This window comes from Streptomyces sp. NPDC002004, assembly GCF_053593975.1.
In genome coordinates this window covers 1-24,442 of record NZ_JBSFDP010000058.1, presented here as the reverse complement: position 1 = coordinate 24,442, position 24,442 = coordinate 1, and the positions used below count along the sequence as shown (strand labels likewise).

Genomic DNA, 24,442 nt, shown 5'->3' with positions numbered 1-24,442 from the left:
GGCGGCCGGTCCCGGGACCGGCCGCCGCCGACAATCGGCCTGTCATCACGGAGTGTCACTCATGTGGGGCATCCTCCGCCTGTCCGCTCCCCAAAGGGGGCCGGACACAGCAGAGTTGCGCGGGTGCATCGAACGACGACGACAGCGGCGCTCCTGCTCTCCGTGACGGTCTCGGCCCTCTCCGGCTGCGTACGGGTGGAGCGCTCGCCCGCCTACGGACCGCCACCCGCCGCGGCCCGCGCCGAGACTGCGCAGCCGAACGGAAGGTCCGAACCCCAGATCGTGCAGGCCCCGGCGCGCGAGGCGCTCCAGCAGATCCGCCCGTCGCGGCGCCCCGCGCCCCGGCCCGCCACCCCGACCGCCCCGGCGCAGCCGAGCGCTCCCGCCTCCCGGACAGCAGCCCCCCAGGCGTCCCCGGCGCACCGCATGCCGCCGGCCGCCGAACGACCCTCGACAGCGCACCCCGAGCGCCCGTCGATGCCCCGGAGGGCCGACGTCTGCGCGCTGGGCAGGCGGTACGGGGGCTGGCGGCCGGGCAGCCCCGAGTCCGCCATCTGCGAGCACACGTACGGGCGTTGACCGGTCGGCCGCCCGCGCGAACCTCGACGGCACCGGTGCGGCCGGAGGAGCGCTCGTCCCTGTCGGCGACAGGCCCTACGCAGGTGCGGGCAGGGGTGTGCTGATGGCCGACAGCGTGGTGCTCCAGCGCGGGCGGTACGGAACAGCGTCCGCGTGCCGGCCGAGATGAAGGGTGTGGAACCCTTCGGCGGCAAGGTCCGCGACGAGATGGGACAACAGGGTCCGGCCGGGCTCCAGGTGCCGGTGGGCCGGATCCTCGGCCAGGGCGACCGCATGGGCCTCGCGGCCCCGGAAGAGACACAGTTGGGCGGCCACGACGGTGCCGTCGACGGCCACCCCCGCGATGGTGGCCGTGGCGGCCCCGCAGCGCGCCAGTACCGTACGCCACCGCTCGACGTCGGCGGCGCCCGCATGTGCGGGCGACGAGACCCGGTCGGCGCTCAGGCAGGCCAGGACGTCGTAGGCGTCGAGCAGTTCAGCGGTGTGGCGGGTCCTGCGATAGGCGATCTCGTGGTCCGCGGCGAGACGGTCCCGGTCGCGCCGGCGACGCTGCTCGTCCCGCCGCATCGAGCGGGGCAGAGCGGTCGGACCGTTGGGCAGGCGGATCCGGCCGCACCGCGTCGTGCTGTGATGCCAGCCTCTCGACGCGGCGGCCTGCTCCAGACCCCGCCCCAGACCGCTGTTCACAGGCACGTCCGTCATGGCGATGTGTCTGCCGTCCTGCGCGAGCAGGGCGAGATGCGCGGCCAGGGCATGTGCGATGACGGGGTCGTCGGCGTGGGGGCCGACGGGCCGTACGTACTGCGCGTGGGGCGAGGACAGAGCGGAGTACCTCGCTCCGGTCTCTCCGTCCGCACGCGCGAGCGCCATGGCGGCCAGCGTCCGGCCGGTGGGGGCCTGGGCGGCCAGCACGACGGGGGTCGCCGTGACGGGCAGGAGCTCGGCCCAGGCCATCAGCCAGCTCGGCGACTGGTACGGGGTCGCGGCCGTGTCCTTGCGGTACAGCTCCCGCCACCGGGAGTCGAGGAAGTCCACAGCCGCGAGACCGGTGAGGATGTGTACGGCGTGGGTCATGGTCGTCCTCTTTCTGTGACTCCTGCCGGAGCGCCCGCACATCGGGGTCCGGGGCTCAGGCGGTTCGACGGTCGCCGTCCCGGTGGCGCTCGCGGCGCACGGCGCACCACGGCACGGGTGGTGGACCCGCTCCGGCTCGGCTCCGTCGTCGAGCAGCAGAGCGCTGTGCGGCCCACCTCGGCGTGGGTCGGTGCGGTGGCGGCAGAGCGGTGGCGGGAATGGGTGCCTCCGGGACACCGTTGTCCGGTTCGGCAGGGGTGCCCGACGGTCAGCGGCCGGGCGCCGGGCACGGGGTGCCGCGCCCCACCGGGGCCGGGACGGCCACACGGGAGCGAGGGGTGCGGGGCCCGCTGCCGGTCACCTGGGCCGGAGGTGCCTCGGCCGTCTCCGGGCCCGACGGACGGGAGCCGTCGGAGCGGAGGGCACGGATCGCCGCCCCGTGCGTCTGGGGGAGGACCCGCCGGGGACGACGCATACCGATGGGGCCGTCGTCGGCCGCCTGGATGCCGGCAGGGCGCGGCGGCCGTGGCCGGGCGTCCGGTCCTTGAACACGACGGAATCTCCTCCGCGTAGAAGCACGGGGGCACTCGGAGCGCACCGGCCCGGACCCGTCTCGCACCGATCGTCGAGCGGGCCCGGTCCAGTGCGTCGCAGGCGCTCTGCCGTGTGCCTGGAAGCACCCCGGTTCTGAATGTGGTGGTGCGCGACTCGGGTGCGTGGGATGGTCGGGGCAGCCGTTCTCCATCGGCGGGGACGGCTGTTCACTGCGGTACGTGGTGCGGTCGCGGTGCGTGCCGGCGAGGGCCGGGGAGAGCTGCGGAACGGGCGCTGTGCCGCCGGAGCCGGCATACCGTCAGCCCCGTCCGCACAGATCTTCGTGCACCACGATCCCCAGTGTCAACAATTGAGGGCACTCTGCGTCAACCAAGGCCTGTCGCAACCGTTATGACGGAATCTCACCCAGCCCGGCGGCATCGGGCGCCCCTGGCACACGCTGACGCAGGACGAGCGCTTCGAACGCGGGGAGCAGGTCCTTGAGCACCTCCGTCCGCTCTCCGTCGCGGACGCTGCGCAACGCAACGGACTCCGCACCGAGTTCCCGCAGGGCCGACTTCATCCGCAGGAGCGGAAGCTCCACCTCCGCCACCTGCTGGAGGAACTCCACCATCGCCGCCCCCTCGGTACGGGTGCAGAAAGCGTTCGCCCTGCCGAAGAAGAACTCCTCCAGCCGGGCCGCGTGGTCCGCATTGGCGCCGCGCGCACCGTGGAGCAGGTTCGAGATGTGCTGGGAGGAGATACCGGTCGCCCGGGCCAGTTCACGCACTCCGTAGGGCTGCGGCCCCTTGGGGGTCGCCTTCGGCCGCGTGCGCAGCAGCAGGGCGAGCCGCTGCTTGATCAGAGCCGTCCGGAATGCCTTGCGGGCCTCCTCCGGTTCGCCCGGCGCCTCCTGCGGGGGCGCACCGTCCAGCAACTCCCGCACCCGGTCCCGTTCGACACCCGTGCGGTAGGAGATGAGGTCGACGTCCAGGAAGGCGTCACGCGGATGACCCAGGTGACGGGCGTGCTTGTCGACCTCTTCCAGAAGGCGGGTGATCTCGCCTGCGGACGCCGGTCCAGCGGAAGCATCGGTCACTACACGTCTCCAAGGGGCCGCCCACCAGTGGGCAGAGCGTATCCATTCCGGCCTGGCACGACCAGCACTGCCCTCAATCGTTGACAGCACAAGGGATGGACCCGTGCCCGCGCGCCCCCGGCCGGGGCACAGGCCGCCCGGAACGCCTGGCCCCACGCCCGCTTCCCGGGGCGGACCACCGGCCTCCGACGGCCCGTCCGGCCGGACCGGGGCCGTCCCCCGGCGAAAATCCGGGCTGGTAGTGTCCCTCCGCAGGCCAGCCGACACAGCCTGTCACCACAAGGGGGAATGGGGAGCGTGCGACCGACGCGACACACCCGCCGGCACCACCGCCTTGCACCACCCGTGTCCGCCCTCGCCCCGCCGTGGCCCGCCATGGACGGGACGGCTCCGGCCGGGGCCGGGCGGGAGGACTGAGGCCATGGGGACAACCCGCTCCGGCTTATCCCGACTGGCCGCGGGCGCAGCGCGCGTCGCCGGGGCCGGGGCCCGGGCCGGTTCCGTGGCACGGGAGAACCTCGCGTGGTTCCGCGACAGCCGCAGGGCCCGGCACCTCTACCGAGATCTCGGCATGCGAGCGGGCCAGGGCTTCCCCGCACTCGTCGACGCAGTGGCCCGCAGGCGGGGCCGGCTCATCACGGTGCTCCAACTCGCCCTGCCGCCGGATGTGAGCGGCTTCTGCGTCCAGGGGGGAGCGCAGGACCTCATCGTCCTGAACACCCGGGACAGCGAGCGGCAGCGCCTGCACTCCGGTGTCCACGAGCTCTACCACGTACTGTGCGCAGGCCGGGGACACGGTACCGAGGGCCCCGTCACCGCCGGATCGTTCCTCGGCCCCGGCGACTTCGACGACCTCCCCTCGCTGCCCCCGGACGTCGTCGGCAAGGTGCTGTCGCAGCCGGCACAGCTGCGCTCGCATTGCGACGACGACGAGGAGCGCGGAGCCGAGGTGTTCGCCACGGTCGTCCTGCCCCTGCTGGATCTGAACCGGAGCGGCGGCCAGGCCGGTGCCATCAACTCCTCCTTCTTCAACCGCCGGTCGGAGGTCTGAGCCCGATGTGGCACATCCTGCTGTCCGCGGTGAACCTGTTCCTCGCGGCGATCAGCCTGACGCTCGGCATCGTCAAGGCGTCGGCCGCGCGCCGCGAGCCGGGGCCGGCCCTGACGCTGACGGCATCCGTGCTGATGCTCTGCGCGCTGATCTTCATCTTGGCCACACCGGCCGTGTACCGGGCCGTCGGCAGTGTGCTGCACGCCCCGAACCTGCCGGGTCTGCTGATCTCCTGCGCGACCCTGCTCTGCGTGGGGCACGCGCATCTGATGACGCAGCTGTGGCAGCCCGGCCGGGACACCCCGCGGGCGCTGCGGCGCTGGTCCCGGACCTGGGGCCTCCTCTACGTCGCACCGCAGATCGCGATGGTGACGCTGTACGCGCTCGCCGATCTGCCCGGCCGGGCCATGCCCCTGCGTTTCGCGGCGTGCTACGCCCGCGTGCCCGATGTCCTGGCTCTCGAACTCATCTACTTCACGGCCCTCACGACCGGTGTCCTGGCCACCGTCGTGCAGTGCCGAGCCCTCGCGATTCCGGGTCGCCCGGACCTCGCCCAGGCGCTCGGCCGGTGCATCACCTGGTTCTGCGTCGCGCTGAGCCTCGACCTCCTCAACATCGCGCTGACGCTGTCGGCCATGGCAGGGGCCCTGCTGGGCGACCACCGTCTCGACTTCCTCGCGGAGGGCGCGTGGATCGCCACCATCGCCAGCTGTCTGGCCGCCAACTGGGGCCTGGGCGCCCTGGTCCTGGCCTCGCGCAGGGACGAACGCCGCGACTACGAGGCGCTGGAGGAACTGTGGCGCATCGTGGTCAGGCCCACGCCCCAGCTCGTCCTGGCTCCCGGGACGCTGTGGAGCGGCTGGGACACCCGTATCGCCCTGTCACGGCGGCTGATCGAGATCCGCGACGGCGCCCGCCATCTGATCCCCTGGATGAGCGGTGTTCCCGCGGACGCGGTCAGGCAGCTCGCGGACGACGCACGACACGCCCCCGACGACGGCACGGGGCAGTGCCTCATCCCGCCCCTCCCCCCGCAGCGGTGGCAAAACAGCGGCAGGGCACGCCGCCGTCGCCCGGCCCTTCCCGCCTCCACCAGGGCCGTCCTTCGGCGCGCCGCCGCGCCGAAGACGCCCCCGGCAGGTCCTCCGCACCTGCCGCACACCATGATCGACGATCCTGCCGACCTGGTGGCCGCGCAGGCGGCCGCCACCATCCTCCACGCGGCGGCGTGCCGGAACGACGACGCGCCACCACTGCCCGACGACGAACGCATCCCGGCGCTCCCCGGCATCGACGTGCCGTCGGAACACGAGCGCGCCCATCTCGTCCGCGTGGCCGCGCACTTGAAGCACCCGATCGTGCAGCGGGCGCTGACTGCGGCGGCGAAGACGGACTAGGGCTGTCGTCACATTCCCGTCGTCGCCCGAAGCCGCGGGGCAGACGGGAATCTGACGACAGGCCCTGGGGCCGTGCGGCGGCTCCCGCCCGTCCTTGGGGCCTACGGCGGGGAGAGTCGGGCGACCGGCTCCGGGCCGCCGGCTCCGCCACGCCGACAGGCCGTTCCCGCCGTTCCGGGGCGCCCGTGCGAGGCAACCGCCCCTGAGGCCTCCCCAGCGGGGCCATCCCTGGGGCCTCGTGGCGAGGCAGCCGCTCAGGGCTCGCGGCGGGGCCGTCCCTGAGGTCTCCCGGTGAGGCAACCGCCTCAGGCCTCCCGGGATGCCCGTCTCTGAGGACGCCCGGTGGGGCGACCCCTCAAGGCTCCCGGCAGGGCCGTCCCTCAGGTCTCCCGGCGAGGCAGCTCCTCAAGGCTCCCGGGCGGGCCGTCCCTCAGGCCTCGCGGCGGGGCCGTCCCACCGGGCGGTCCCCCGCGGCGCGGCCGGGCGGGGTGTCGGCCGGCCGCAAGGTCAGTTCCAGCCGCGCGATGGCACCGCGGATGCCGTCCGCGTAGCTGTCGTCGCCGAGTGCTCCGGCAGCGGCCCGGGCCCGTCCGAGGTGGACGCGTGCGCTGTCCTCGCGGCCGAGCTTCGCGTAGTCCGCGGCGAGGTTGAGGTGCAGTGAGGGGTAGAGGGCGCGGACGGCGAGGGACGCATGGTGCTCGGCCAGCCGCTCGTCCGTGAGCTCCTCGGCCGCGGCCAGGGCACGCATGTCCCAGTCGAGTTCGTCGACCGGGTCGTCCTGCGCGTCGGCCATGTAGTGGGCCAGCGTGCAGCGGTGGAGCGGGTCGCCGTCCTCGCCGATCTCCGACCACAGTTCCAGGAAGCGGCCACGGGCCTCTTCACGGTCACCGGCGTGGTGGAGCATGACCGCCTGACCGATCCGGGTCATCACGGCGTCCTCCGCCGTCTGCTCCTGCTGTTCCGCCACCGCGACCTCCACGCGTCCGGGCCCGGTCGACCGCTCGGCCACCGGTCGTCGTCACTGGTCACGACGCTATAGGGCGGCACCGACATTGGCGGACAGGCGCGGGCGCGAGGGGGACCGGCTGGGCCAGGCCGGTGACGCGCTCACCGGCCCGGAACACCGGACGTCGCACCGGCACCCGCTCGTGAAGGTTGCTCCCCGCGCCCGAGCGGCGCACCAACGAGCCGAGCCGCCCAGCGAGCCGCCGGAGGCGGTGACGAACCGTCCGGCGGCCGGTGCCCTTCCGGCGGATGGAACCCTGCGTCACGGTGACCCGGGGAGTTTGTGCGCGAGCACGTCCACGTTCCTGATGTCCGGAGGCTCGCTGAACAGCTCTCCACCACGCTCTCCCAGCGCCTTGGCGACGCCCCCGGCGAGGTGGGCCCGGCGGCCGGAGTCGTCAGGGAAGGCGTCGAAAACGCCGAAGGTGGATTCGTCCAGCTGAAGTGCGAACCACGCGACAGTGTCGGGTTCCCCCTGCACGACACCGACGGCACTGCGCAGGAAGTCCGCCACGTCCTGCTCCTTGCCGGGCTTGGCGACGAGCCGGACCCACAACGCGACCTTCACCATGTCCGCCTCCTGTGTGCTGCGAGATACGGCTGCGGCCTCGGGCCTCGTGGGCGTGTACCGGTGTCGGGGCGATTGCACGGACGCGTGGTCACGCCGGTCGTCGCGGTGGCCCGCTCCCACGCTCGAAGACCGTCCAGTCGTCGGCGCCGCGGCAGCGTCGCCGGTTGCGCGAAGCGGAGAACCCGGGGCACGGACGCCGAGGGGCCCGTGGTGCGGTGCCGGGCCGTGACGGCCGAATCACCGTCCGGTCGCACCCACTAGTCCACCGTCCCACTCCCCTCGGGCATGTCAATTCGGCGCCCTGGACGCAGCGGCCCCGACATCCGGCCCGCGCGACAGGCCGCCCGGCGACGGCGAGAGGCCGGGCGCAGCGGCCGTACGGAGGACCGGGCGGGAACCGGAGGGGATCTCGCCGTGCGACGCGACGCCGTGCGGTGCGGCGCCGTCCGACGAGGGACAGGGGGAAGCGGGCCGACGCGCAGCACGCCGGTCGCCCCTGGCCCCTTCAGAGCGTACGTGGCCTCGCGCCGCGGGCGTTCAATCCCACCGGTGCGCCGGCTGAGCCGGGGAGGCGAGGCCCCTGGGCCCTCCCCGCAGTCTCTCCCCCGTCCCGTCTCCCCCAGGCCTCCGTCCCACTCCCCTCACACACTGCCCGGAGACTCTCCCGGCCCCCGCCCGCGGCCGGTCGGCGGCCGGCTCAGCCGATGTTCGGGATGCGCCAGTCGATGGGCTCGTGTCCCTGCTTCTCGATCGCCTCGTTGATCTGGGTGAAGGGGCGCGAGCCGAAGAACTTGCGGGCCGACAGCGGGGACGGGTGGGCGCCCTTCACCACGACGTGCCGCGTCTCGTCGATCAGGGGGAGCTTCTTCTGGGCGTAGTTGCCCCAGAGCACGAAGACGGCCGGGTCGGGCCGCTCGGCGACGGCCCGGATCACCGCGTCCGTGAACTTCTCCCAGCCCTTGCCCTTGTGGGAGTTGGCCTCGCCGCCCCGGACGGTGAGCACCGCGTTGAGCAGCAGCACCCCCTGGCGGGCCCAGGGCATCAGATAGCCGTTGTCCGGGACGGGCAGGCCCAGCTCGTCGTTCATCTCCTTGTAGATGTTGCGCAGCGAGGGCGGGGTCTTCACACCGGGACGCACCGAGAAACACAGCCCGTGCCCCTGGCCCTCGCCGTGGTACGGGTCCTGGCCGAGGACGAGCACCTTCACCCGCTCGTACGGCGTCGCGTCCAGGGCGGCGAAGACCTCGTCGCGCGGAGGGTAGACCGGGCCCTTGGCGCGCTCCTCCTCGACGAACTCGGTGAGCTCCTTGAAGTAGGGCTGCTCCAGCTGCTCGCCGAGAACGCCGCGCCAGGACTCGGGCAGCATCGCGGTGTCGGTCACGTCAACATCCTCCGGGGTACGGTCATTTCGCGGCCGCCGGCAGGGCGGTCACGTCCACACCCCAGAACCTACCGGCGACCACTGACAGCGTCTCCCGAACCTCCCCGGCCGACGGCCTCCGCGCCGGGGCTACCAGCTCGTCTTCCGGTGCAGCTCCCACATCATCATGATGGTCGACGGGTCGAGGGCGCGCTCGCCGCCGGCGATCTCCTCGCTGGCCGCGACGTACTGCTTGCCCTGCCACAGGGGAAGCAGCCGCGCGTCGTCGACCATGATCTGCTGGGCGCGCTCGAACTGCCCGATCACCGCGGCGCGGTCGCTCTCCCTGCGGGACTGGGGCAGCAGCGTCCCGGTGATCTCCTTGGCCGGGTACGGCGTGCCGAGCGCGTTCTGCTGGCCGACGAAGGGCGCGATGAAGTTCTCGGCGTCGGGGAAGTCCGGGAACCAGCCGCGGCCGAAGACCGGGTACTCGCCCTTGCGGTAGCCCGCTTCGTAGGTCTTCCACGGGCGTCCCTTCACCGTCACGGTGAACAGGCCGGAGGCGTTCAGCTGGCGCTTGATCTCCTCGAACTCCGGTGCGGTCGCCGAGCCGTAGCGGTCGGTGGTGTACCAGAGCGTGAGCGGCACCGGACGGTTGATGCCCGCCTTGCTGAGGATGGAGCGGGCCTTGTCCACGCTGGGCAGCCCGTAGTCGTCGAAGAAGCCGGTGGTGTGGCCGACGAGGCCCTTGGGGACCATCGAGTAGAGAGGCTCGACGGTGTCACGGTAGATCTTGTGCGCGATGGCTCCACGGTCGATGACCTGGGCGACGGCCTTGCGGACGGGGAGCTTGCGCGACCAGGGGTCCTTGGGGTTGAAGACCAGATAGCTGATCTCCGTGCCGGCGCCCTCGACGAGCTGGATGCCCTCCTTGGATGCGTTCTTGCCCTGGAGGTCCACGATGTCCGAGGCGGCGAGACCACGGAAGGTCACGTCGATCTGCTTGGACTTCAGGGCGCCCACCATGGCCGCGGAGTCCTGGAAGTAACGGATCGTGACCGCGTCGTTCTTGCGGTCGGCGAACCCGGTGTAGTGGGGGTTCTTGACGAGCTGGGCCTTCTTGCCCTCTTCGTAGGCCTCCAGGGTGTACGGCCCGGAGCCGGTGACCCGGCCGTCCTTGCGGAGGGCGTCGTCCGGGTAGTCCTTCGGGTCGACGATCGACATCGCGGGCGTGGCCAGCACGAAGGGGAAGGTCGCGTCGGGCTGGTTGAGGTGGAAGACGACCTCTCGGTCGCCCCGGGCCTCGACCCTGGACAGGCTGCCGAGCAGCCCCCGGGGGCCGCCGGGCACGGCGATCTTCACGATACGATCGATGGAGTACTTGACGGCCTTGGCGTCGAGCGGGTCGCCGTTGGAGAACTTCATGCCCGCACGGAGCGTGCAGGAGTAGACGCGGTTGTCGGTGTCGGTGAACTTGCACTTCTCCGCCGCGTCGGGCCCGGGCGTGGTGGCGCCGGACTCGTAGCTCAGCAGGGTCTGGAAGATGTTCCGGTACAGCTCCCAGGAGCCGTCCCAGGAGGCGGCCGGGTCCAGGGTGCTGGGGGCGCTGGTGGTTCCCACGACGATCGGCTTCGTGTTCTCCGAGTCGTCGGAGGACCACAGTCCGCATCCGGCGAGCAGGGATATCGACGCCATCGCCGCGACCTGACGCAGACATCGGATCCGGTTGAACAACGCGCACGCTCCTCGATCGGCCATGCCATGGGGTTGGCAGACAATATCGCAGTGCCCCGCCAGGGCAACTCCATGTCCCGGCGGGGCACTTGATGTTCGGATACGTCGCTTGTGCGGCGTATGTCACCTATGCGAGGTCTGTCGGCCCCCTGGCGGCGGACAGGTCAGGCGACGCCCGCGTTGAGGAAGAGCCCTCCGTCGACGACCAGTGTCTGCCCGGTGACCCAGTCGGACTGGTCCGAGGTGAGGAACGCGGCGGCGCCGCCGATGTCCTCGGGCACCCCGAGGCGGGCCAGCGGGTAGGCCGCCGCGGCCTCGGCCTCACGGCCCTCGTACAGGGCCTGGGCGAACTTGGTCTTGACCACCGCGGGCGCGATCGCGTTCACCCGCACCTTGGGAGCGAACTCGTGCGCCAGCTGGATGGTCAGGTTGACCATGGCGGCCTTGCTCACACCGTACGCGCCGATGAAGGGCGACGGCGCGAGACCGGCGACTGACGCGATGTTGACGATGGCCCCGCCGTTGTCCTTCTGCCACGCGTGCCAGGTGCGCTGGGCGAAGCCGAGTGCCGAGATCACGTTGGTCTCGAAGACCTTGCGCGCCACATTGAGGTCGAGGTCCGCGATCGGCCCGAACACCGGATTCGTACCGGCGTTGTTGATCAGGAAGTCGACGCGGCCGAACGCCTCCATGGTGCGCTCGACGGCGATGGCCTGGTGGGTCTCGTCGTGGGCCTTCCCCGCGACGCCGATGACCCGGTCGGCGCCGAGCTTCTCGACGGCCTCCTTCAGGGCCTCCTCGTTGCGCCCGGTGATGCACACCCTGTCCCCGCGGGCGACGAGCGCCTCCGCGATGCCGTATCCGATGCCCCGGCTCGCGCCCGTGACGAGCGCGACCCTGCCCGAAAGCTCTGCAGTCATGTCCGTACCCTCCGGCGTCAGTTGAGCGGGCCGCCGGCCACGTACATGACCTGGCCGGAGACGAAGCCGGCCGCGTCGCCCGTGAAGAAGGCGATGGCGTTGGCGATGTCCTCGGGCCGGCCGACGCGCTGCACCGGGATCTGGGTGGCCGCGGCGGCCTGGAACTCCTCGAAGCCCATGCCGACCCGGTCGGCGGTGGCCTTCGTCATCTCGGTGACGATGAAGCCCGGAGCGACGGCGTTCGCGGTGACACCGAACTTGCCGAGCTCCTTGGCGAGGGTCTTGGTGAAGCCCTGGAGGCCGGCCTTGGCGGCGGAGTAGTTGACCTGGCCCCGGTTGCCGAGGGCCGAGGAGGAGGACAGGTTCACGATGCGCCCGAAGCCCGCGTCCACCATGTGCTTCTGGCAGGCCTTCGCCATCAGGAAGGCCCCGCGCAGATGGACGTTCATGACCGTGTCCCAGTCGGAGACGCTCATCTTGAACAGCAGGTTGTCGCGGAGGACGCCCGCGTTGTTCACCAGGATCGTCGGGGCCCCGAGCTCCTCGGCGATCCGCGCGACGGCGGCCTCCACCTGGGCCTCGTCGGAGACGTCGCAGCCGACCGCGATGGCCTTGCCGCCCTCGGCGGTGATCTTCTCGACCGTGTCCTTGCAGGCCGCCTCGTCGAGGTCGATCACGGCGACGGCGCGGCCCTCGGCGGCCAGGCGTACGGCGGTCGCGGCACCGATGCCGCGCGCGGCACCGGTCACTACGGCGACGCGCTGCTCAGTGGTGGACATTGCTGGTTCTCCTCGCCCTTGGAGAGCCACTCGGCTCTCGGAAGCCTGTCTCGGCGTGCCCGCGCGCTCCGGGAAGCCGCGCGGTGCGGCTCTCACGGTACGCCCTGGTGGTGAGCGACCGCTTAGTACCTTCAGCAGGACGAGACGCTAGAAGCCCTGGCACCCGGTGTCAACGGCGCATCGCCCGCGTGTGATCCATTACCTGACCAGCAGATCGAGCAGCCGTTCCACCTCGCCCCGGGGATCGGCGGTCAGCCCGGTGTGCACGGGTCCTGGCTGGACGACGGTGGAGCGCGGCGCGATGAGCCAGCGGAAGCGGCGCCCCGCGTCGTCGCCGGCGGCCTGGCCCGCCGCCGCTCCCCCGCTGCACACGCCTTCGACGGCGTGCAGCGCGGCCCGTACGCCGTCCACGTCCGCCTCGGGGTCCAGCGCGGCCAGCCTGGCCTCGTCGAGGTGGGTACGGGCGGCCACGAAGGACCGGGCGCGGCAGTAGACGACGACGCCCGCGTTGAACTGCTCGCCGCGCTCGACACGCGGCACGACGCGCAGCAGCGCGTACTCGAAGACGTCCCGGCTCGGGCCCTCGGCGGTCTCGGTCATACGGCATCGCCTTTCTGGGACGCTGCGGGGCGTGCGGGGGTCAGCCAGCCGCTCGTCCGGGCGGGCCGGGGCGTGGCGGGCGGTCCGAGCGTGATGCGCTCGTGGACGGTCGCGGCGCGCGGCAGGAGCGCGGCGACGTAGGCGCGGCGTACGGCGTCCGGCCCGTCGAAGCCCGCCTCGCCCTCCAGCCATTCGTCGGGCACCAGCGCGGCGGCCTCGGTGAGCAGTTCCTCGGTGACGCGCGGGGCCAGGTCGGCCGCCGCCGCGGTGACGTCCGGGCCGTAGGGGGCCAGGGCGTGGTCGGAGGCGTCGTAGGGCCTCGCGGACGCCGCCTGCGCGGTCGGCCAGTTGTGGTGCCAGATCATGCAGGCGCCGTGGTCGATGAGCCACAGCTCGCGCCGCCACACCAGGAGGTTGGGGTTGCGCCAGGAGCGGTCGACGTTGTTGACGAGCGCGTCGAACCAGACGATCCGTCCGGCCTCCAGCGGATCGACGGCGTAGGCGAGCGGGTCGTAACCGAGGGCACCGGAGAGGAACTCCATCCCGAGATTGAGGCCGCCGCTCGCCTTGAGCAGCCCCTGCACCTCCGGGTCGGGCTCGCCGAGCCCGATCACCGGGTCGAGCCGGACAGCGGCCAGCCGGGGCACGCGCAGTCCGAGCCTGCGGGCGAGTTCACCGCAGATCACCTCGGCGACGAGCGTCTTGCGGCCCTGTCCGGCCGCGGTGAACTTCAGGACGTACGTGCCGTAGGTGCCGTGGTCGTCGGCCTCGACGAGTCCGGGGAGCGATCCGCCCTCCCGCAACGGGGTGACATAGCGGACCGCCGTGACTTCGGTGAGCATTGCCCCAGGTTACTGCCCGGAAACCGCCACCCGATCAGCCCCGCCTCCGCCGAGTCGCGCGCTGCGCCCGGTACCGGATCCGGACCATGGAGCGAAACGTGGGTGAGCCGTTGAACGACTCGGCTCGGGGTTGCGTACCAGGAACCGAAGGCCCAGCCCGGAATGAAGGGAACCGAGCATGACCGCTTCGCAGGAGTCCGTCTCCACACCATGCCGTCGTACCGTCGTCGCCGCAGTCGGTACCGGAGGGCTGGCCGTCGCGCTGACCGCGTGCGGAGGCTCGGACAAGGGCCAGCAGTCGGAGGGCGCGTCGAGCCCGTCGTCGGCCCCGGCCCAGCAGAGTGACCAGGGCGGGAAGCAGAACCCCGCGGGCGGCGCGGTGCTCGCCAAGACCGCCGACATCCCGGTAGGTGGCGGCAAGGTCTTCAAGGACGAGGGCGTGGTCGTCACCCAGCCGACGGCGGGCGAGTTCAAGGCATTCTCGAACATCTGCACCCACCAGGGGTGCTCGGTGAACTCCGTCTCCGACGGCACGATCAACTGCCCGTGCCACGGCAGCAAGTACTCCATCGTGGACGGCAGCGTGAAGCACCCGCCGGCGCCGAAGCCGCTGCCCGCGAAGCAGATCCAGGTCGCGGGCGAAGAGATCAAGCTCGGCTAGCGAGTGGCCTCCACGGGTGTGCGGGGCGGGCGGGTCCAGCAGCTGATGACGTCGTCGGCCGCGGTGATCGTGGCGACCAGGGCGAGCGTGTTGCTGACCATCGCGGGGGTGTAGTCGGAGGGCACTCCCGCGATCGCGTCCGCGGGGACGACGACCGTGTAGCCGTGGTTGACCGCGTCGAAGACGGCGTTCGGGACGGCCACGTTCGCGGAGACTCCGGCGATGATCAGCGTGCGGCAGCCCAGGTTGCGCAGCAGGGGGTCGACGTCGGTGCCGGACAGTGGCGACAGACCGTGCAGACGCCGGACGACGAGGTCCTCGTCGGCGACTTCGATGGGCGGCGCGACCCGTACCGCGCCGGAGCCCGAGAGCTGTTGCACGGGCAGCCGTCCGGCGGCCCGGAACAGCCGGGCGTTGCTGTTGGCGCCGCGCCCGTCGGGGCGGCGCTCGGCCACCGCGTGGATCACCTGGGTGCCGTTGCGGTGGGCGGCGGCGACGAGCCGCGCCACCCGTGCGAGCGCCCCCGATGCGCGCGCCTCGTCGGCCAGCTCGGGCAGGGCGCTGTCCGGCCCGACGACGCCCTGCTGACACTCCACGGTGAGCAGCACGGTGGTGGCGGGATCGACTAGCTCGCGCAGCTCTTCGTACGACGGCATGGCGCCCCCCTGTGCGGCGGTCGGGTGGGGGGAGGTTAGTCGGACCGGGCCGGGGACGGAAGGGACGCGCGAGTGCACGGCGGGCGCGCGGCCAACGTGAAGCCCCCGGTGCGCGGCGCCGCAGCCGTCCATTGCGCGCGGGCCCCTGACGCATCATCCTTTTCTGACATGCCGTCAGAGGAGGGGTTTTCCATGGCCGTCACGCAGCGCAGGGGCCGCAGGATCATGATGACGCCCGACGAACTCGACGAGTTCCTGGCGACGCAGCGCACCTGCCGGGTGGCTACGGTCTCCCCGGACGGCGCACCGCATGCGAGCACGCTGTGGTTCGTCTGGGACGGGACCTCCCTGTGGCTGTACTCGATCACGCGCAGCAGGCGCTGGGCAGATCTGCGACACGATCCCCGGGTGGCGGTCGTGGTGGATGCGGGCGAGGAGTACGGCGAGCTGCGCGGCGTCGAGCTGTCGGGGCGCGTGGAGTTCGTCGGCGAGGCCCCGCGCACCGGGGAGCCCTGCCCCGAACTCCGGGCACCGGAGCGGCTGTTCGCGCGGAAGAACTTCGGCCTGGACGCGATGCCGCACGACGGGCGGCACGCCTGGGCCCGGCTCGTGCCGGAGGCGATCGCGTCCTGGGACTTCAGAAAGCTCGCAACCCTGTAGGCCGCTCGGGCCGGTAGGCCGCCCGACTTCCGTGGGCAAACCCGACCCTGCAGGCCGACCGACTTCCGTGGGCCGCCTCACCCTGTAGGCCGCCTACCGGGCCGCTCGGGCCTGTCGTCGAGCTCCCGTGGACCGGATCGTGCGTGTCCGCGATCCCGTGGGCGGGCTCGGCGCGGCCCGACCGGCGGACCGGCCGACCGCCGTGGCTCGCACGCGTCGGCGAACACGAACAAGCCTCCGGTACGGGATTCCTTCGCTCCGGGTCACCCCAGGGCGGCTCCCGCCTCCCGCAGCGCCTCCACGGCGGCGCGGATCGACGGGCGCCGGTCGGCGTCGGCGCGCCACACGACGTAGACATGGCGCTGCACCCGATGCCGCACCGGTACGCAGCGCACCCCGGCGGGCATCGGGTCGCGCCCGAGGCGCGGCGCCACGCAGACGCCGAGTCCGGCGGCGACCATGGCCAGCTGGGTGTGGTGCTCCTCGGCGCGGTGCCCGATGCGCGGCTCGATGCCCTTGGCGCGGAGGGTGTACATCAGCCACTCGTGACAGAACTCCCCCTCGGCCCAGGTGATCCACTCCTCGTCGGCGAAGTCCTCGAGGTCCACTTCGGGCCGGTCCGCGAGCGGGTGCCCCTCGGGCAGCGCCACATCGGCCGGGTCGTCCAGCAGTGACGCCTTGACCAGTCCGTCGGGCAGCGGAAGCGGCTTGTTGTACCAGTCGAGCACGACGGCCAGGTCCAGATCGCCGCGCACCACGCCGGACACACCGCGCTCCGGCTCCAGCTCGTGCGAGCGGACCCGGAGGCCGGGGTGCCGCTCGCGCAGGGTGGCCAGTGCGGCGGGGAACATCCCGCGCGCGGCGGTCGGGAAGGCACAGATCCGCAGTTCCCCGACGGCCTGGCCCCGCTGCGCCTCCAGGTCGGCCTGGGCCAGCTCCACCTGCGACAGGATGCGCGCGGCGTGGTCGGCGAGCAGTCGCCCCGCGTCCGTGAGCCGCACTCCTCTGCCGTTCTTGGCGAGCAGTTGCTGCCCCACCTCGCGCTCCAGTTTGGACATCTGCTGCGAGACCGCCGACGTCGTGACGTGCAGGCCGGCCGCCGCGCCGCTGACCGAGCCGTGCCGGGCGAGGGCGTCGAGGGTGCGCAGGCGCTCCAGGTTCAACATGTAAGTGATGCTACGCGTTATCGCGCAAGAAATCTCACTTGTGCTACGAGATCGTGGTGCGTCATCGTGTGACCCATGAGCACCGTCGCCGCATCGTCCGGCTCCGCCCCCACACCCTCAGACACCCACTCCGACGCCGGCTCCGACAGCGCCGCGACACCGGCGGGCACCCCGGCCCCGCACGTCGCGCCGGGCGCGCCCGCGGCTCCCGCGGCTCCCGCGGCTCCCGCGGCTCCCGCGGCGACCGCGGCAGCGCGAGTCCCGGCATCCGCCGACGGGACCGCCCCGCGCCGCCGCCTCGACTGGCGGCTGCGGTTCGGCGCCCTCTCCCTCGTCTGGGGCTTCAGCTTCCTGTTCATCAAGGTCGGCACGGAGGGGTTCGCGCCCTTCCAGGTGACGCTGGGCCGGCTGTTCTTCGGCACGGTGGTGCTCGCCCTCGCGATGGCGGTCAAGCGGGAGCGGCTGCCCCGCGGGGCGCGGACCTGGGGGCATCTGGCGGTCGCGGCGTTCCTGCTGAACGCCCTGCCGTTCTCGCTCTTCGCGTATGCCGAGCTGACGATCCCGTCGACGCTCGCGGGGATATGCAACGCGACCTCCCCGCTGTGGGGCATGGCGCTCTCCCTGGTCGCACTCTCGGAGGACCGCCCGACGCGGCGCCGGGTCGCCGGCCTCGGCATCGGCTTCCTCGGGGTGCTGACGGTGCTCGGGGTCTGGCAGGGCTTCAGCGGCCTGGACGTCACCGGCACGGCGATGGCCCTGCTGGCGTCGCTGAGCTATCCGATCGGATGGATCTACGTCCGGCGCACCCTGGCGGGCTCCAGCCACTCGCATCTCTCCCTGACCGGCGCCCAGCTGCTGCTCGCCACCGCGCAACTGGCCGTGGTCACCCCGCTGTTCACGTCGTTCCCGACGCACTTCGCCGTGATGCCGCTCCTGGCGGTCGTCGCCCTGGGCGCTCTCGGTACGGGGATGGCGATGCTGGTCCAGTACGGACTGGTGGCGGAGGTCGGCCCGACGACCGCCCAGATGGTCACCTACTTCATCCCGGTCATCGCGACGGCGGCCGGAGTCGCCGTCCTCGGCGAATCGCTGTCCTGGTCGACCCCCGTGGGCGCGGCCGTCGTCCTCGCGGGCGCCGCCCTGACGCAGTCGCGGGGGCGCCGCGGGGCAGCACGGGCGTAGCACGCGCCGCTCGGGGCTCGGTGCGGCGCGGCGGCGCGGGGCTCGGTGCGGCGCGGCGGCGCGGGGCTCGGTGCGGCGCGGTCACCAGCGGCGCGAGGCTGCATGGCCACGAGGGGCACGTGGCTGCACGAGCATCGGCGGCACGGGTGCGACAGCGCGGCCACGGGCGAGGCCGGGCTGCACGGTCACGGCCGACACGGGCCTGCGGAAGGGCTGCGCGGTCGTGGGCACGCCGGAGGCGCGCCCCGTGCGGCGCGTTCGCGGGGGGCCGCACCAGGCCCGCACGGGAGGGCGCGGCTCGACGCGTCGGCGGGGCCCTGCTCCCCCGCCGGGGCCGGGCCGCCCGCCTCACTCGTACCGTCGGACCGGAGCCGGTCCCGTCGCCGCGGCGATCGCGTCCGCCAGGCCCGCGATGTCCTCGTCCGTGAGACCTGAGACGGTGACACGGATGCCGGGCGGGGAGCCGAGCCGGAAGCGGGCTCCCGGTGCGACGGCCCAGCCGGCGTGGAGCAGCCGGGCGACCGCGCCGGTTTCCTCCGGCACCGGAATCCACACGTTCATGCCACTGCGCCCGTGGGCCTCGATGCCGCGCTCGGCGAGCGCCTCGATCAGCGCCGCGCGGCGTCGGCCGTAGGAGGAGGCGACCCGGCGCGCGTCCACGGCGCCCGCGGTCCACAGATGGACGACGGCGCGCTGCTGAAGCCGGCTGACCCAGCCGGGGCCCAGCCGCTGCCGGCCCTGGACACGGTCGACGGTCACGGGGTCGCCGGTGAGCACGGCCAGCCGCAGGTCAGGGCCGTAGGCCTTGGCCGTGGAGCGGACGAGCGCCCAGCGGTGCGTGACGCCCGCGAGGGTGTGGAGCGGCAGATCGACGATGCCGTGCCCGTGGTCGTCCTCGATCAGCAGCACCTCGGGGTGGTCCGAGAGGACTTGGCGCAGGGCGTGCGCGCGTGCCGCGCCCACGGCGGCACCGGTGGGGTTCTGCGCGCGGCAAGTGACCACGAGGGCGCGGGCTCCGGCCCGCAGCGCCCTCGCCACGTCGTCCGGCAGCGGCCCCTCGCCGTCGACGGGCACGGGGACGGGACGCAGACCGAGCGCCGGGACGAGGTCGAGGAGGCTCCCCCAGCAGGGGTCCTCGACCGCCACCGCGTCACCGGCCCTGAGGTGCGCCGAGAGCACCCGCTCGATCGCGTCGAGCGATCCGGAGGTGACGGCGACCGGCCCTTCCGGGACGCCGTCCGCGTCGAGGCTCGTGCGTGCGTGCCGCGCGAGTTCCGGCTCGACGGCGGCCTCTCCGTAGAGGACGGGCTGCTTGTCGGCCTCCGCCGCCGCCGCCGTGAAGGCGTCGAGGAGCGAGGGCAGGAGCGCCGGATCCGGGTTGCCGGCGGAGACGTTCCGCACCCCCGGGGGCACGTCCGCACGCATCCGCTCACGCGCGGTGGTGGCCGGCTTGGGACGGACCCGGCTGCCGCGCCGGCCGGCCGTCTCGATGACCCCGCGCTCGCGGAGCGTGCGATAGGCGGCGGCGACCGTATTCGGGTTCACACCGAGCCGCTCGGCCAACGCTCTCAAGGGCGGGAGCAGTTGACCCGGCTCGAGGGCACCCGCACCCACGGCCTGTTCGACGCTGGCGGCAATCTCTGCTGCGCGCCGCCCTTTGATCGGATACTCTCCTAGCACAAAACAGATTATGCACTAGTTCAAAATGCCCCGCAAGGAGACGGCCATGTCGGACCTGACCGCCTACGCCCCCACCGACCGCACGGTCCCCACCCGCTCGCGCGAGCGGGCCGCGTATGACCGGGAGCTCGTGCACGCGATACTCGACGAGGCCTACGTCTGCCATCTCGGCTTCGTCCGCGACGGCGCCCCCGTGGTGCTGCCGACGCTGTTCGGCCGGGTGGACGACCGCCTCTACGTGCACGGCTCGACGGGTTCGCGGCCGCTGCGGATGGCGGGCCAGGCGGACCCCGGCCTCCCGGTGTGTCTGACGGTCACTCATGTCGACGGTCTGGTCCTCGCCAGGTCCGCCTTCCACCACTCGATCAACTACCGGTCCGTCGTCGTCCACGGTGTCGCGCACCAGGTCACCGATCCGGAGGAGAAGCGGATCGCCCTGGACGCGCTGGTGGACCACGTCGTGCCCGGCCGTGCCGCCGACTCGCGCCCCGGCAACGCGAAGGAGCTCGCCGCGACCTCCGTGCTCCGCCTCGACCTCCACGAGGTCTCCGCGAAGCTCCGCACGGGCGGCCCGAACGACGAGCCCGAGGACATGTCACTCCCCCACTGGTCCGGTGTCGTTCCGCTGCGCAAGGGTTACGCCGCCCCGGTCCCGTCGGACGACCTGGCGGACGGCATCGCGGTTCCTGGCTACATCACCGCCCTCTGATGCTGATCCACCCCTGGGACGCGGCCCGCGACGAGTCCGAATGGCAGGAGTGGCTCGCCGTGCACGACTTCGGCCAGCTCGCCGTGAACGGGCTGCCGGGCGAGCCGCCGTACGTCCAGCCCCTGCACTTCGCCTACGACCCGGAGCGTGGCCCCCGGGGCGAGGCGATCACCCATCTCGCGCGGCCCAACCCGCTGTGGCGGGCGCTCGAGGCCGACCCGGAGGTCGTCCTGAGCGTGGTCGACGACTACGTCTTCGTACCGGGCCCGTGGCAGGCCCTGGAGGGCGCACCGCCGGAGCACGGCACCCCGACGAGCCTCTACGCCGCCGTGCAGCTGCGGTGCACCGCCCATGTCGTGGACGACCCGGCCGAGAAGGCGGAGCTGCTGAACCGGCAGGTCGGCCACTTCCAGCCCGAGGGGGGTTCCGCGCCGGCCGCGGTGGGCGAGGAGCCGTACGGACGGCTGCTGCCCGGCATCCGCATCCTGCGCCTGGAAGTGACCGACGTACGCGCCAAGTTCAAGTACGCCGGGAAGAAGCCGGAAGCTGTACAGGACCGGATCGCCGCGCGGCTGGCCGCCCGCGGCGGGCCCCGCGACGCCGCGGCGCGGGCACACCAGCTGCGCAGGCGGCAGGGCTGATCCCTGGCCCGTCGCGCCGACCGGGCGCGACGGGCCGGGGGACGTCTCCTGGTCGGCCCGGGGGCCGGGGACGCCGGTACGCTTCCGCCACCTGGCGGTACCCACGTGCGTGTCACCGGACCGCTGCCCGGCACCACCCGCCGGACACCACCGGACCGCCGGCCGTTACCACCACCGGTCCGGCGCGGCGCCACCGGTCCCCGTCACCCCACGGACATCGCCGGGCGGCTCTCCGCGGCTCCCCGTGCCTCCGCGACGGCGAGCCCCGCGACGGCGACCAGCATCAGCAGCGTGCCCACCACCGTCGGTGCCGTCAGATGCTCTCCGAGCAGTGCGACGGCGATGACGGCGGCGCTGACCGGTTCCAGGAGCATGATCACGGAAACGGTGGCGGACCGGACGACGGCGGCGCCCGCGAAGTAGAGCGCATAGGCCAACGCCGTGGGCACCGCCGCGATGTACACCATCAGAGCGACGGCGCGGCCGAGTTCCACCGTGTGCGGCACCAGCCCGTCGGCGAGGCCGAAGGGCAGCAGGCAGGCAGCCGTGACGGCGAACGCCCACACCGTCGTGGCCGACGCGTCGACGGCTCCCGCGTCGCGCCCCCACCACCGCGTGAACAGGGTCATCACGGCGTATCCCGCGGCGGAGAGCACCGCGAGGGCGATCCCCCAGGGACGTACGGTCGCGGCGCCGCCGCCCAGCACGAGGACGGCGAGTCCGGCGAGCGCCCCGGCGACGGCGGACACCCCGGCGCGGCCGAGCCGTTCACCCATGGTGACCCGGGCGCCCAGTGCGATCAGCACCGGCCCGGCGCCCAGCGTGACCACCGTGGCGACCGCGAGTCCGGTCGCCTGGACGGCGGCGAAGTAGGCGGTCTGGAAGACGGCGAGCGCGATCCCGGTCACGGCGATCCGCACCGCCTTGCGGCGCACGGGCTCGGGCGACCGCACAAGGCCCGCGGACCCGGTCGCCCCGGCCCTGCGCCCGCGCACCGCCCGCACGGCGAGCAGCAGAACGAGCCCGCCCACACAGCGCCAGAAGGACAGGGCGACGGGTCCCATGTCGCTCGTGCGGTACAGCAGTGAGGCGGCGGCGCCCGCGGTGCCCCATGCGACGCCGGCGACGATCAGATAGAGGAGGCCACGCCCCACGGGCAGGCCGGTTACAGGATTCGACACGTTCGTTTCTCCGCAGATGCGCAGAGGTCCGGAGAGCCGAAGGTTCCGGGGAGTCCGGGGATCCGCCGGGCCGGAGGCTCTGGGCGGAGTCGTCGGTCCCGGAGGTCGCGGCGTTTCGGTGACCTCTGCCGAAGTTCAGGGACTTCTTCTGCGGGCAGCACCCTCGCGCCCGGTGACGGTGGCGGCGCCTCGCGCCGCCGGGCCGACCGGGCCCGGTGTCCGGGGGGCCCGCCTCAGGCGGCCGGAGGCGGGAGGACGAGTGCGGTGGAGTGCATGAACGTCACCCTATGCGGCGCTTCCGCGGGGCGACAACTCGGATTCGGGGTCGCCGAGCTCCGGCAGACCTGCGGCGATCGGCTCCGTGGACGGCTTCACCGGTGTGGAGGACTGGGCGACCAGGGCGCCGAGCAGCACCACGGCGCCACCGGCGATCTGCGGCGCCGACAGGTGCTCGCCGAGCAGGAACCAGGCCAGCACGGTCGCGATGACCGCCTCGAGGCAGGCGACGACGCCCGCCACCTGCGGGGAGAGCCGCCGTACGGACAGCACCCCGGTGACGTAGGCGACGACCGTGGCGATCAGCACGATCCAGGCGAGCAGCCAGAAGGCGGCGACCGGTGTGCCGTTCAGGTCGGCGGTGCCGCCGAGCACGGACCAGCGCATGGTCCAGGGGCGGGCGACGGCCGTGAGGACGGCCGCGCCGACGAGCAGCCCGTAGGCGATGACGCCGAGCGGGTCGGGCGCCTCGTCGCCCGCGTCGCTGCCCTGGTCGGACAGGACGAAGTAGCCGACCTGGCAGCAGGCGGCACCGAGCGCGAGCACCAGCCCGAGCGCGTCGAAGCCGAGCCCGCTCCACACCTCGACGACACAGGCGAGCCCGCCGACGGCGAGCACCGCGCCGAAGGCCGCGGCGCGGGTCACCGGCCGGCGCTGCACGAAGCGCACCCAGCCGAGGACGAGTGCCGGGGCGAGGTACTCGACGAGCAGCGCGACACCGACGGGGATCCGGGAGAGCGCGGCGAAGTAGCAGGCCTGGACGCCGGCGACGGCCAGCAGGCCGAACCCGGCGAGCAGCGCGGGGCGCCGGACGACCAGGGCGCGATGGCGCCATGCGAGCGGCAGCATGACGAGGGCGGCGCCCGCGACCCGGAGCCACACCACGTGGAGCGGGTCGAGACCCGCCTCGATCAGCGGCTTGGCCGCGACCCCCGAGCCGCCGAAGGCGCACGCCGACACCAGGGCGAGCCCGGGACCGACGGCTCCTGCGTGGTGTCGCTGACTGCCCTGAGACATATGCACCGGCACATGATGGCAGGCGCGGTCAGTAGCGTCATCCTCGGTGACCCCTGTCTCAGGGGATGGACGGCCGCGCCCCCCGACGGTCCCGTCCACGGCTCCGCCCTGCAGGCATCGGACCAGAACAACCGAGACGGCACTCCAGCGCGCCCGGCCGCGCGACTGGGTTCGCGGAGACGGAAGCCCGAACGACTGGGTTCGTCGAGAAACCGACTCGACTGAGTGGGACGGGGCAGCGGGTTCGCGGGTGGGGGCTTGCCAGCGAAAGTGTTCCGATATATCGTTGAAGCATCGCGACCGATCAACGATGTAAGGAGTGATTGCGATGCGTTCCCATGGCTTCGAGCATGGACACGAGCACGGACACCGCGGGCCCGGCCATCACGGTCGGGGTGGTTTCGAGGGGCGGCGTGCCGCCTTCGGCCCCTTCGGGCCCGGCTTCGGCCCGGGAGGGCCGTGGGGTGGGCGCGGCGGCCGGGGCGGACCGCGGGGCAGGGCGCGGCGCGGCGACGTACGCGCGTCGATCCTGGCTCTGCTCAAGGACCGCCCGATGCACGGCTACGAGATGATCCAGGAGATCGCCGAGCGCAGCGGCGGGGCGTGGAAGCCCAGCCCGGGTTCGGTCTACCCCACCCTCCAACTGCTGGAGGACGAGGGCCTGATCGCCAGTGCGACCGAGGGCGGCAAGAAGCTGTTCTCGCTCACCGAGGCGGGACGCGCAGCGGCCGACGAGGGGCCCGACGCCCCTTGGGAGGAAGCGGGGCGCGGGGTCGACTGGGACACGCTGAACGAGATCCGGCAGGCCGGCTTCGGCCTCATGGAGGCGTTCGGCCAGGTCTGGAAGACCGGCAGCAAGGAGCAGCGCGAGAAGGCGCTCTCCGTCATCAACGAGGCCCGCAAGAAGCTGTACCTGATCCTCGCCGACGAGCACTAGTCGCGTACCCGGTGTGCGCCGGACGGGCACGGGGTGAGCGCCGAATGAGCGCCGGACCAGTGCGAAGGCGGCATCGGAGCGGCTCGTGAGCACGGCATGGCGGCGCCCCGTGGACCCAGGTCCACGGGGCG

At 72.8% G+C, this 24,442-nt stretch carries 24 protein-coding genes; 9 read left to right on the top strand and 15 right to left on the bottom strand.

Features of this window, described 5'->3' with window-relative positions:
• The first annotated feature begins 123 nt into the window (after window positions 1-123).
• Window positions 124-579 carry a hypothetical protein gene (locus ACWCP6_RS35885; RefSeq protein WP_450936848.1) on the top strand — a complete coding sequence of 152 codons (456 nt, stop codon included), beginning with the start codon at window positions 124-126 and terminating at the stop codon, window positions 577-579.
• 75 nt (window positions 580-654) lie between these two features.
• Here the strand turns inward: ACWCP6_RS35885 and ACWCP6_RS35880 are convergent, their stop codons facing one another.
• Both ACWCP6_RS35880 and ACWCP6_RS35875 read right to left on the bottom strand, forming a co-directional pair.
• The gene (locus ACWCP6_RS35880) at window positions 655-1,653 is read right to left on the bottom strand and encodes a GNAT family N-acetyltransferase (protein WP_450936847.1); all 999 of its coding nucleotides are present in this window, start codon (window positions 1,651-1,653) and stop codon (window positions 655-657) included.
• 943 nt (window positions 1,654-2,596) lie between these two features.
• A complete protein-coding gene (locus tag ACWCP6_RS35875; protein ID WP_450936846.1) occupies window positions 2,597-3,286 on the bottom strand; it encodes a helix-turn-helix transcriptional regulator in 690 nt (229 codons plus the stop codon).
• A 421-nt stretch (window positions 3,287-3,707) separates the two neighbouring features.
• Here ACWCP6_RS35875 and ACWCP6_RS35870 point away from each other — a divergent pair, with 421 nt between their 5' ends.
• Both ACWCP6_RS35870 and ACWCP6_RS35865 read left to right on the top strand, forming a co-directional pair.
• Window positions 3,708-4,337 (top strand): hypothetical protein, encoded by a 630-nt coding sequence (locus ACWCP6_RS35870; protein WP_450936845.1) that lies wholly within the window; start codon window positions 3,708-3,710, stop codon window positions 4,335-4,337.
• 5 nt (window positions 4,338-4,342) lie between these two features.
• Window positions 4,343-5,734, top strand: a complete 1,392-nt coding sequence (locus tag ACWCP6_RS35865; protein WP_450936844.1) for a DUF6545 domain-containing protein — start codon at window positions 4,343-4,345, stop codon at window positions 5,732-5,734.
• A 430-nt stretch (window positions 5,735-6,164) separates the two neighbouring features.
• Here the strand turns inward: ACWCP6_RS35865 and ACWCP6_RS35860 are convergent, their stop codons facing one another.
• The 8 genes from ACWCP6_RS35860 to ACWCP6_RS35825 form a co-directional block, all read right to left on the bottom strand.
• Window positions 6,165-6,701, bottom strand: a complete 537-nt coding sequence (locus tag ACWCP6_RS35860; protein WP_450936843.1) for a hypothetical protein — start codon at window positions 6,699-6,701, stop codon at window positions 6,165-6,167.
• Between the two features lie 300 nt (window positions 6,702-7,001).
• Window positions 7,002-7,310 (bottom strand): putative quinol monooxygenase, encoded by a 309-nt coding sequence (locus ACWCP6_RS35855; protein ID WP_450936842.1) that lies wholly within the window; start codon window positions 7,308-7,310, stop codon window positions 7,002-7,004.
• A 697-nt stretch (window positions 7,311-8,007) separates the two neighbouring features.
• Window positions 8,008-8,691, bottom strand: a complete 684-nt coding sequence (gene ung / locus ACWCP6_RS35850) for a uracil-DNA glycosylase (protein WP_450936841.1) — start codon at window positions 8,689-8,691, stop codon at window positions 8,008-8,010.
• Between the two features lie 129 nt (window positions 8,692-8,820).
• Complete coding sequence (locus tag ACWCP6_RS35845; protein WP_450936840.1) at window positions 8,821-10,404, bottom strand: ABC transporter substrate-binding protein; 1,584 nt, start codon at window positions 10,402-10,404, stop codon at window positions 8,821-8,823.
• A gap of 164 nt (window positions 10,405-10,568) precedes the next feature.
• Window positions 10,569-11,324, bottom strand: a complete 756-nt coding sequence (locus tag ACWCP6_RS35840) for an SDR family oxidoreductase (RefSeq protein WP_450936839.1) — start codon at window positions 11,322-11,324, stop codon at window positions 10,569-10,571.
• Between the two features lie 17 nt (window positions 11,325-11,341).
• Window positions 11,342-12,103: a 3-oxoacyl-ACP reductase FabG gene (fabG, locus tag ACWCP6_RS35835; RefSeq protein ID WP_450936838.1), complete on the bottom strand. Its 762-nt coding sequence runs from the start codon at window positions 12,101-12,103 to the stop codon at window positions 11,342-11,344.
• A 198-nt stretch (window positions 12,104-12,301) separates the two neighbouring features.
• Complete coding sequence (locus tag ACWCP6_RS35830; RefSeq protein WP_450936837.1) at window positions 12,302-12,703, bottom strand: DUF3037 domain-containing protein; 402 nt, start codon at window positions 12,701-12,703, stop codon at window positions 12,302-12,304.
• Entirely contained in the window at window positions 12,700-13,545 is an 846-nt protein-coding gene (locus ACWCP6_RS35825) for a HipA family kinase (RefSeq protein WP_450936836.1), read from the bottom strand. The genes ACWCP6_RS35830 and ACWCP6_RS35825 overlap by 4 nt, the downstream gene beginning before the upstream one ends.
• A gap of 178 nt (window positions 13,546-13,723) precedes the next feature.
• Between ACWCP6_RS35825 and ACWCP6_RS35820 the strand changes: the two genes are divergently transcribed.
• On the top strand, window positions 13,724-14,206 hold the full coding sequence (locus tag ACWCP6_RS35820) for a Rieske 2Fe-2S domain-containing protein (protein ID WP_450936835.1): 483 nt from the start codon (window positions 13,724-13,726) through the stop codon (window positions 14,204-14,206).
• On the opposite strand, the gene ACWCP6_RS35815 is transcribed toward ACWCP6_RS35820, so the two are convergent.
• Complete coding sequence (locus tag ACWCP6_RS35815) at window positions 14,203-14,862, bottom strand: isochorismatase family protein (RefSeq protein ID WP_450936834.1); 660 nt, start codon at window positions 14,860-14,862, stop codon at window positions 14,203-14,205. The genes ACWCP6_RS35820 and ACWCP6_RS35815 overlap by 4 nt on opposite strands.
• Before the next feature lie 192 nt (window positions 14,863-15,054).
• Here ACWCP6_RS35815 and ACWCP6_RS35810 point away from each other — a divergent pair, with 192 nt between their 5' ends.
• Window positions 15,055-15,522, top strand: a complete 468-nt coding sequence (locus ACWCP6_RS35810) for a pyridoxamine 5'-phosphate oxidase family protein (RefSeq protein WP_450936833.1) — start codon at window positions 15,055-15,057, stop codon at window positions 15,520-15,522.
• Window positions 15,523-15,785: 263 nt separating this feature from the next.
• Here ACWCP6_RS35810 and ACWCP6_RS35805 read toward each other — a convergent pair whose 3' ends face one another.
• A complete protein-coding gene (locus ACWCP6_RS35805) occupies window positions 15,786-16,688 on the bottom strand; it encodes a LysR family transcriptional regulator (RefSeq protein WP_450936832.1) in 903 nt (300 codons plus the stop codon).
• Between the two features lie 75 nt (window positions 16,689-16,763).
• Between ACWCP6_RS35805 and ACWCP6_RS35800 the strand changes: the two genes are divergently transcribed.
• A complete protein-coding gene (locus ACWCP6_RS35800) occupies window positions 16,764-17,870 on the top strand; it encodes a DMT family transporter (protein ID WP_450936831.1) in 1,107 nt (368 codons plus the stop codon).
• Window positions 17,871-18,218: 348 nt separating this feature from the next.
• On the opposite strand, the gene ACWCP6_RS35795 is transcribed toward ACWCP6_RS35800, so the two are convergent.
• On the bottom strand, window positions 18,219-19,550 hold the full coding sequence (locus ACWCP6_RS35795; RefSeq protein ID WP_450936830.1) for an aminotransferase class I/II-fold pyridoxal phosphate-dependent enzyme: 1,332 nt from the start codon (window positions 19,548-19,550) through the stop codon (window positions 18,219-18,221).
• Window positions 19,551-19,596: 46 nt separating this feature from the next.
• Here ACWCP6_RS35795 and ACWCP6_RS35790 point away from each other — a divergent pair, with 46 nt between their 5' ends.
• Window positions 19,597-20,259, top strand: a complete 663-nt coding sequence (locus tag ACWCP6_RS35790) for a pyridoxamine 5'-phosphate oxidase family protein (protein WP_450936829.1) — start codon at window positions 19,597-19,599, stop codon at window positions 20,257-20,259.
• The gene (locus ACWCP6_RS35785) at window positions 20,259-20,900 is read left to right on the top strand and encodes an FMN-binding negative transcriptional regulator (RefSeq protein WP_450936828.1); all 642 of its coding nucleotides are present in this window, start codon (window positions 20,259-20,261) and stop codon (window positions 20,898-20,900) included. The genes ACWCP6_RS35790 and ACWCP6_RS35785 overlap by 1 nt, the downstream gene beginning before the upstream one ends.
• 203 nt (window positions 20,901-21,103) lie before the next feature.
• Here ACWCP6_RS35785 and ACWCP6_RS35780 read toward each other — a convergent pair whose 3' ends face one another.
• Together ACWCP6_RS35780 and ACWCP6_RS35775 are read right to left on the bottom strand one after the other, a co-directional pair.
• Entirely contained in the window at window positions 21,104-22,081 is a 978-nt protein-coding gene (locus tag ACWCP6_RS35780) for a DMT family transporter (RefSeq protein WP_450936827.1), read from the bottom strand.
• 285 nt (window positions 22,082-22,366) lie between these two features.
• Window positions 22,367-23,374: an EamA family transporter gene (locus ACWCP6_RS35775; protein WP_450936826.1), complete on the bottom strand. Its 1,008-nt coding sequence runs from the start codon at window positions 23,372-23,374 to the stop codon at window positions 22,367-22,369.
• A 328-nt stretch (window positions 23,375-23,702) separates the two neighbouring features.
• Here ACWCP6_RS35775 and ACWCP6_RS35770 point away from each other — a divergent pair, with 328 nt between their 5' ends.
• Window positions 23,703-24,311 (top strand): PadR family transcriptional regulator, encoded by a 609-nt coding sequence (locus ACWCP6_RS35770; protein WP_450936825.1) that lies wholly within the window; start codon window positions 23,703-23,705, stop codon window positions 24,309-24,311.
• Window positions 24,312-24,442 lie beyond the last annotated feature (131 nt).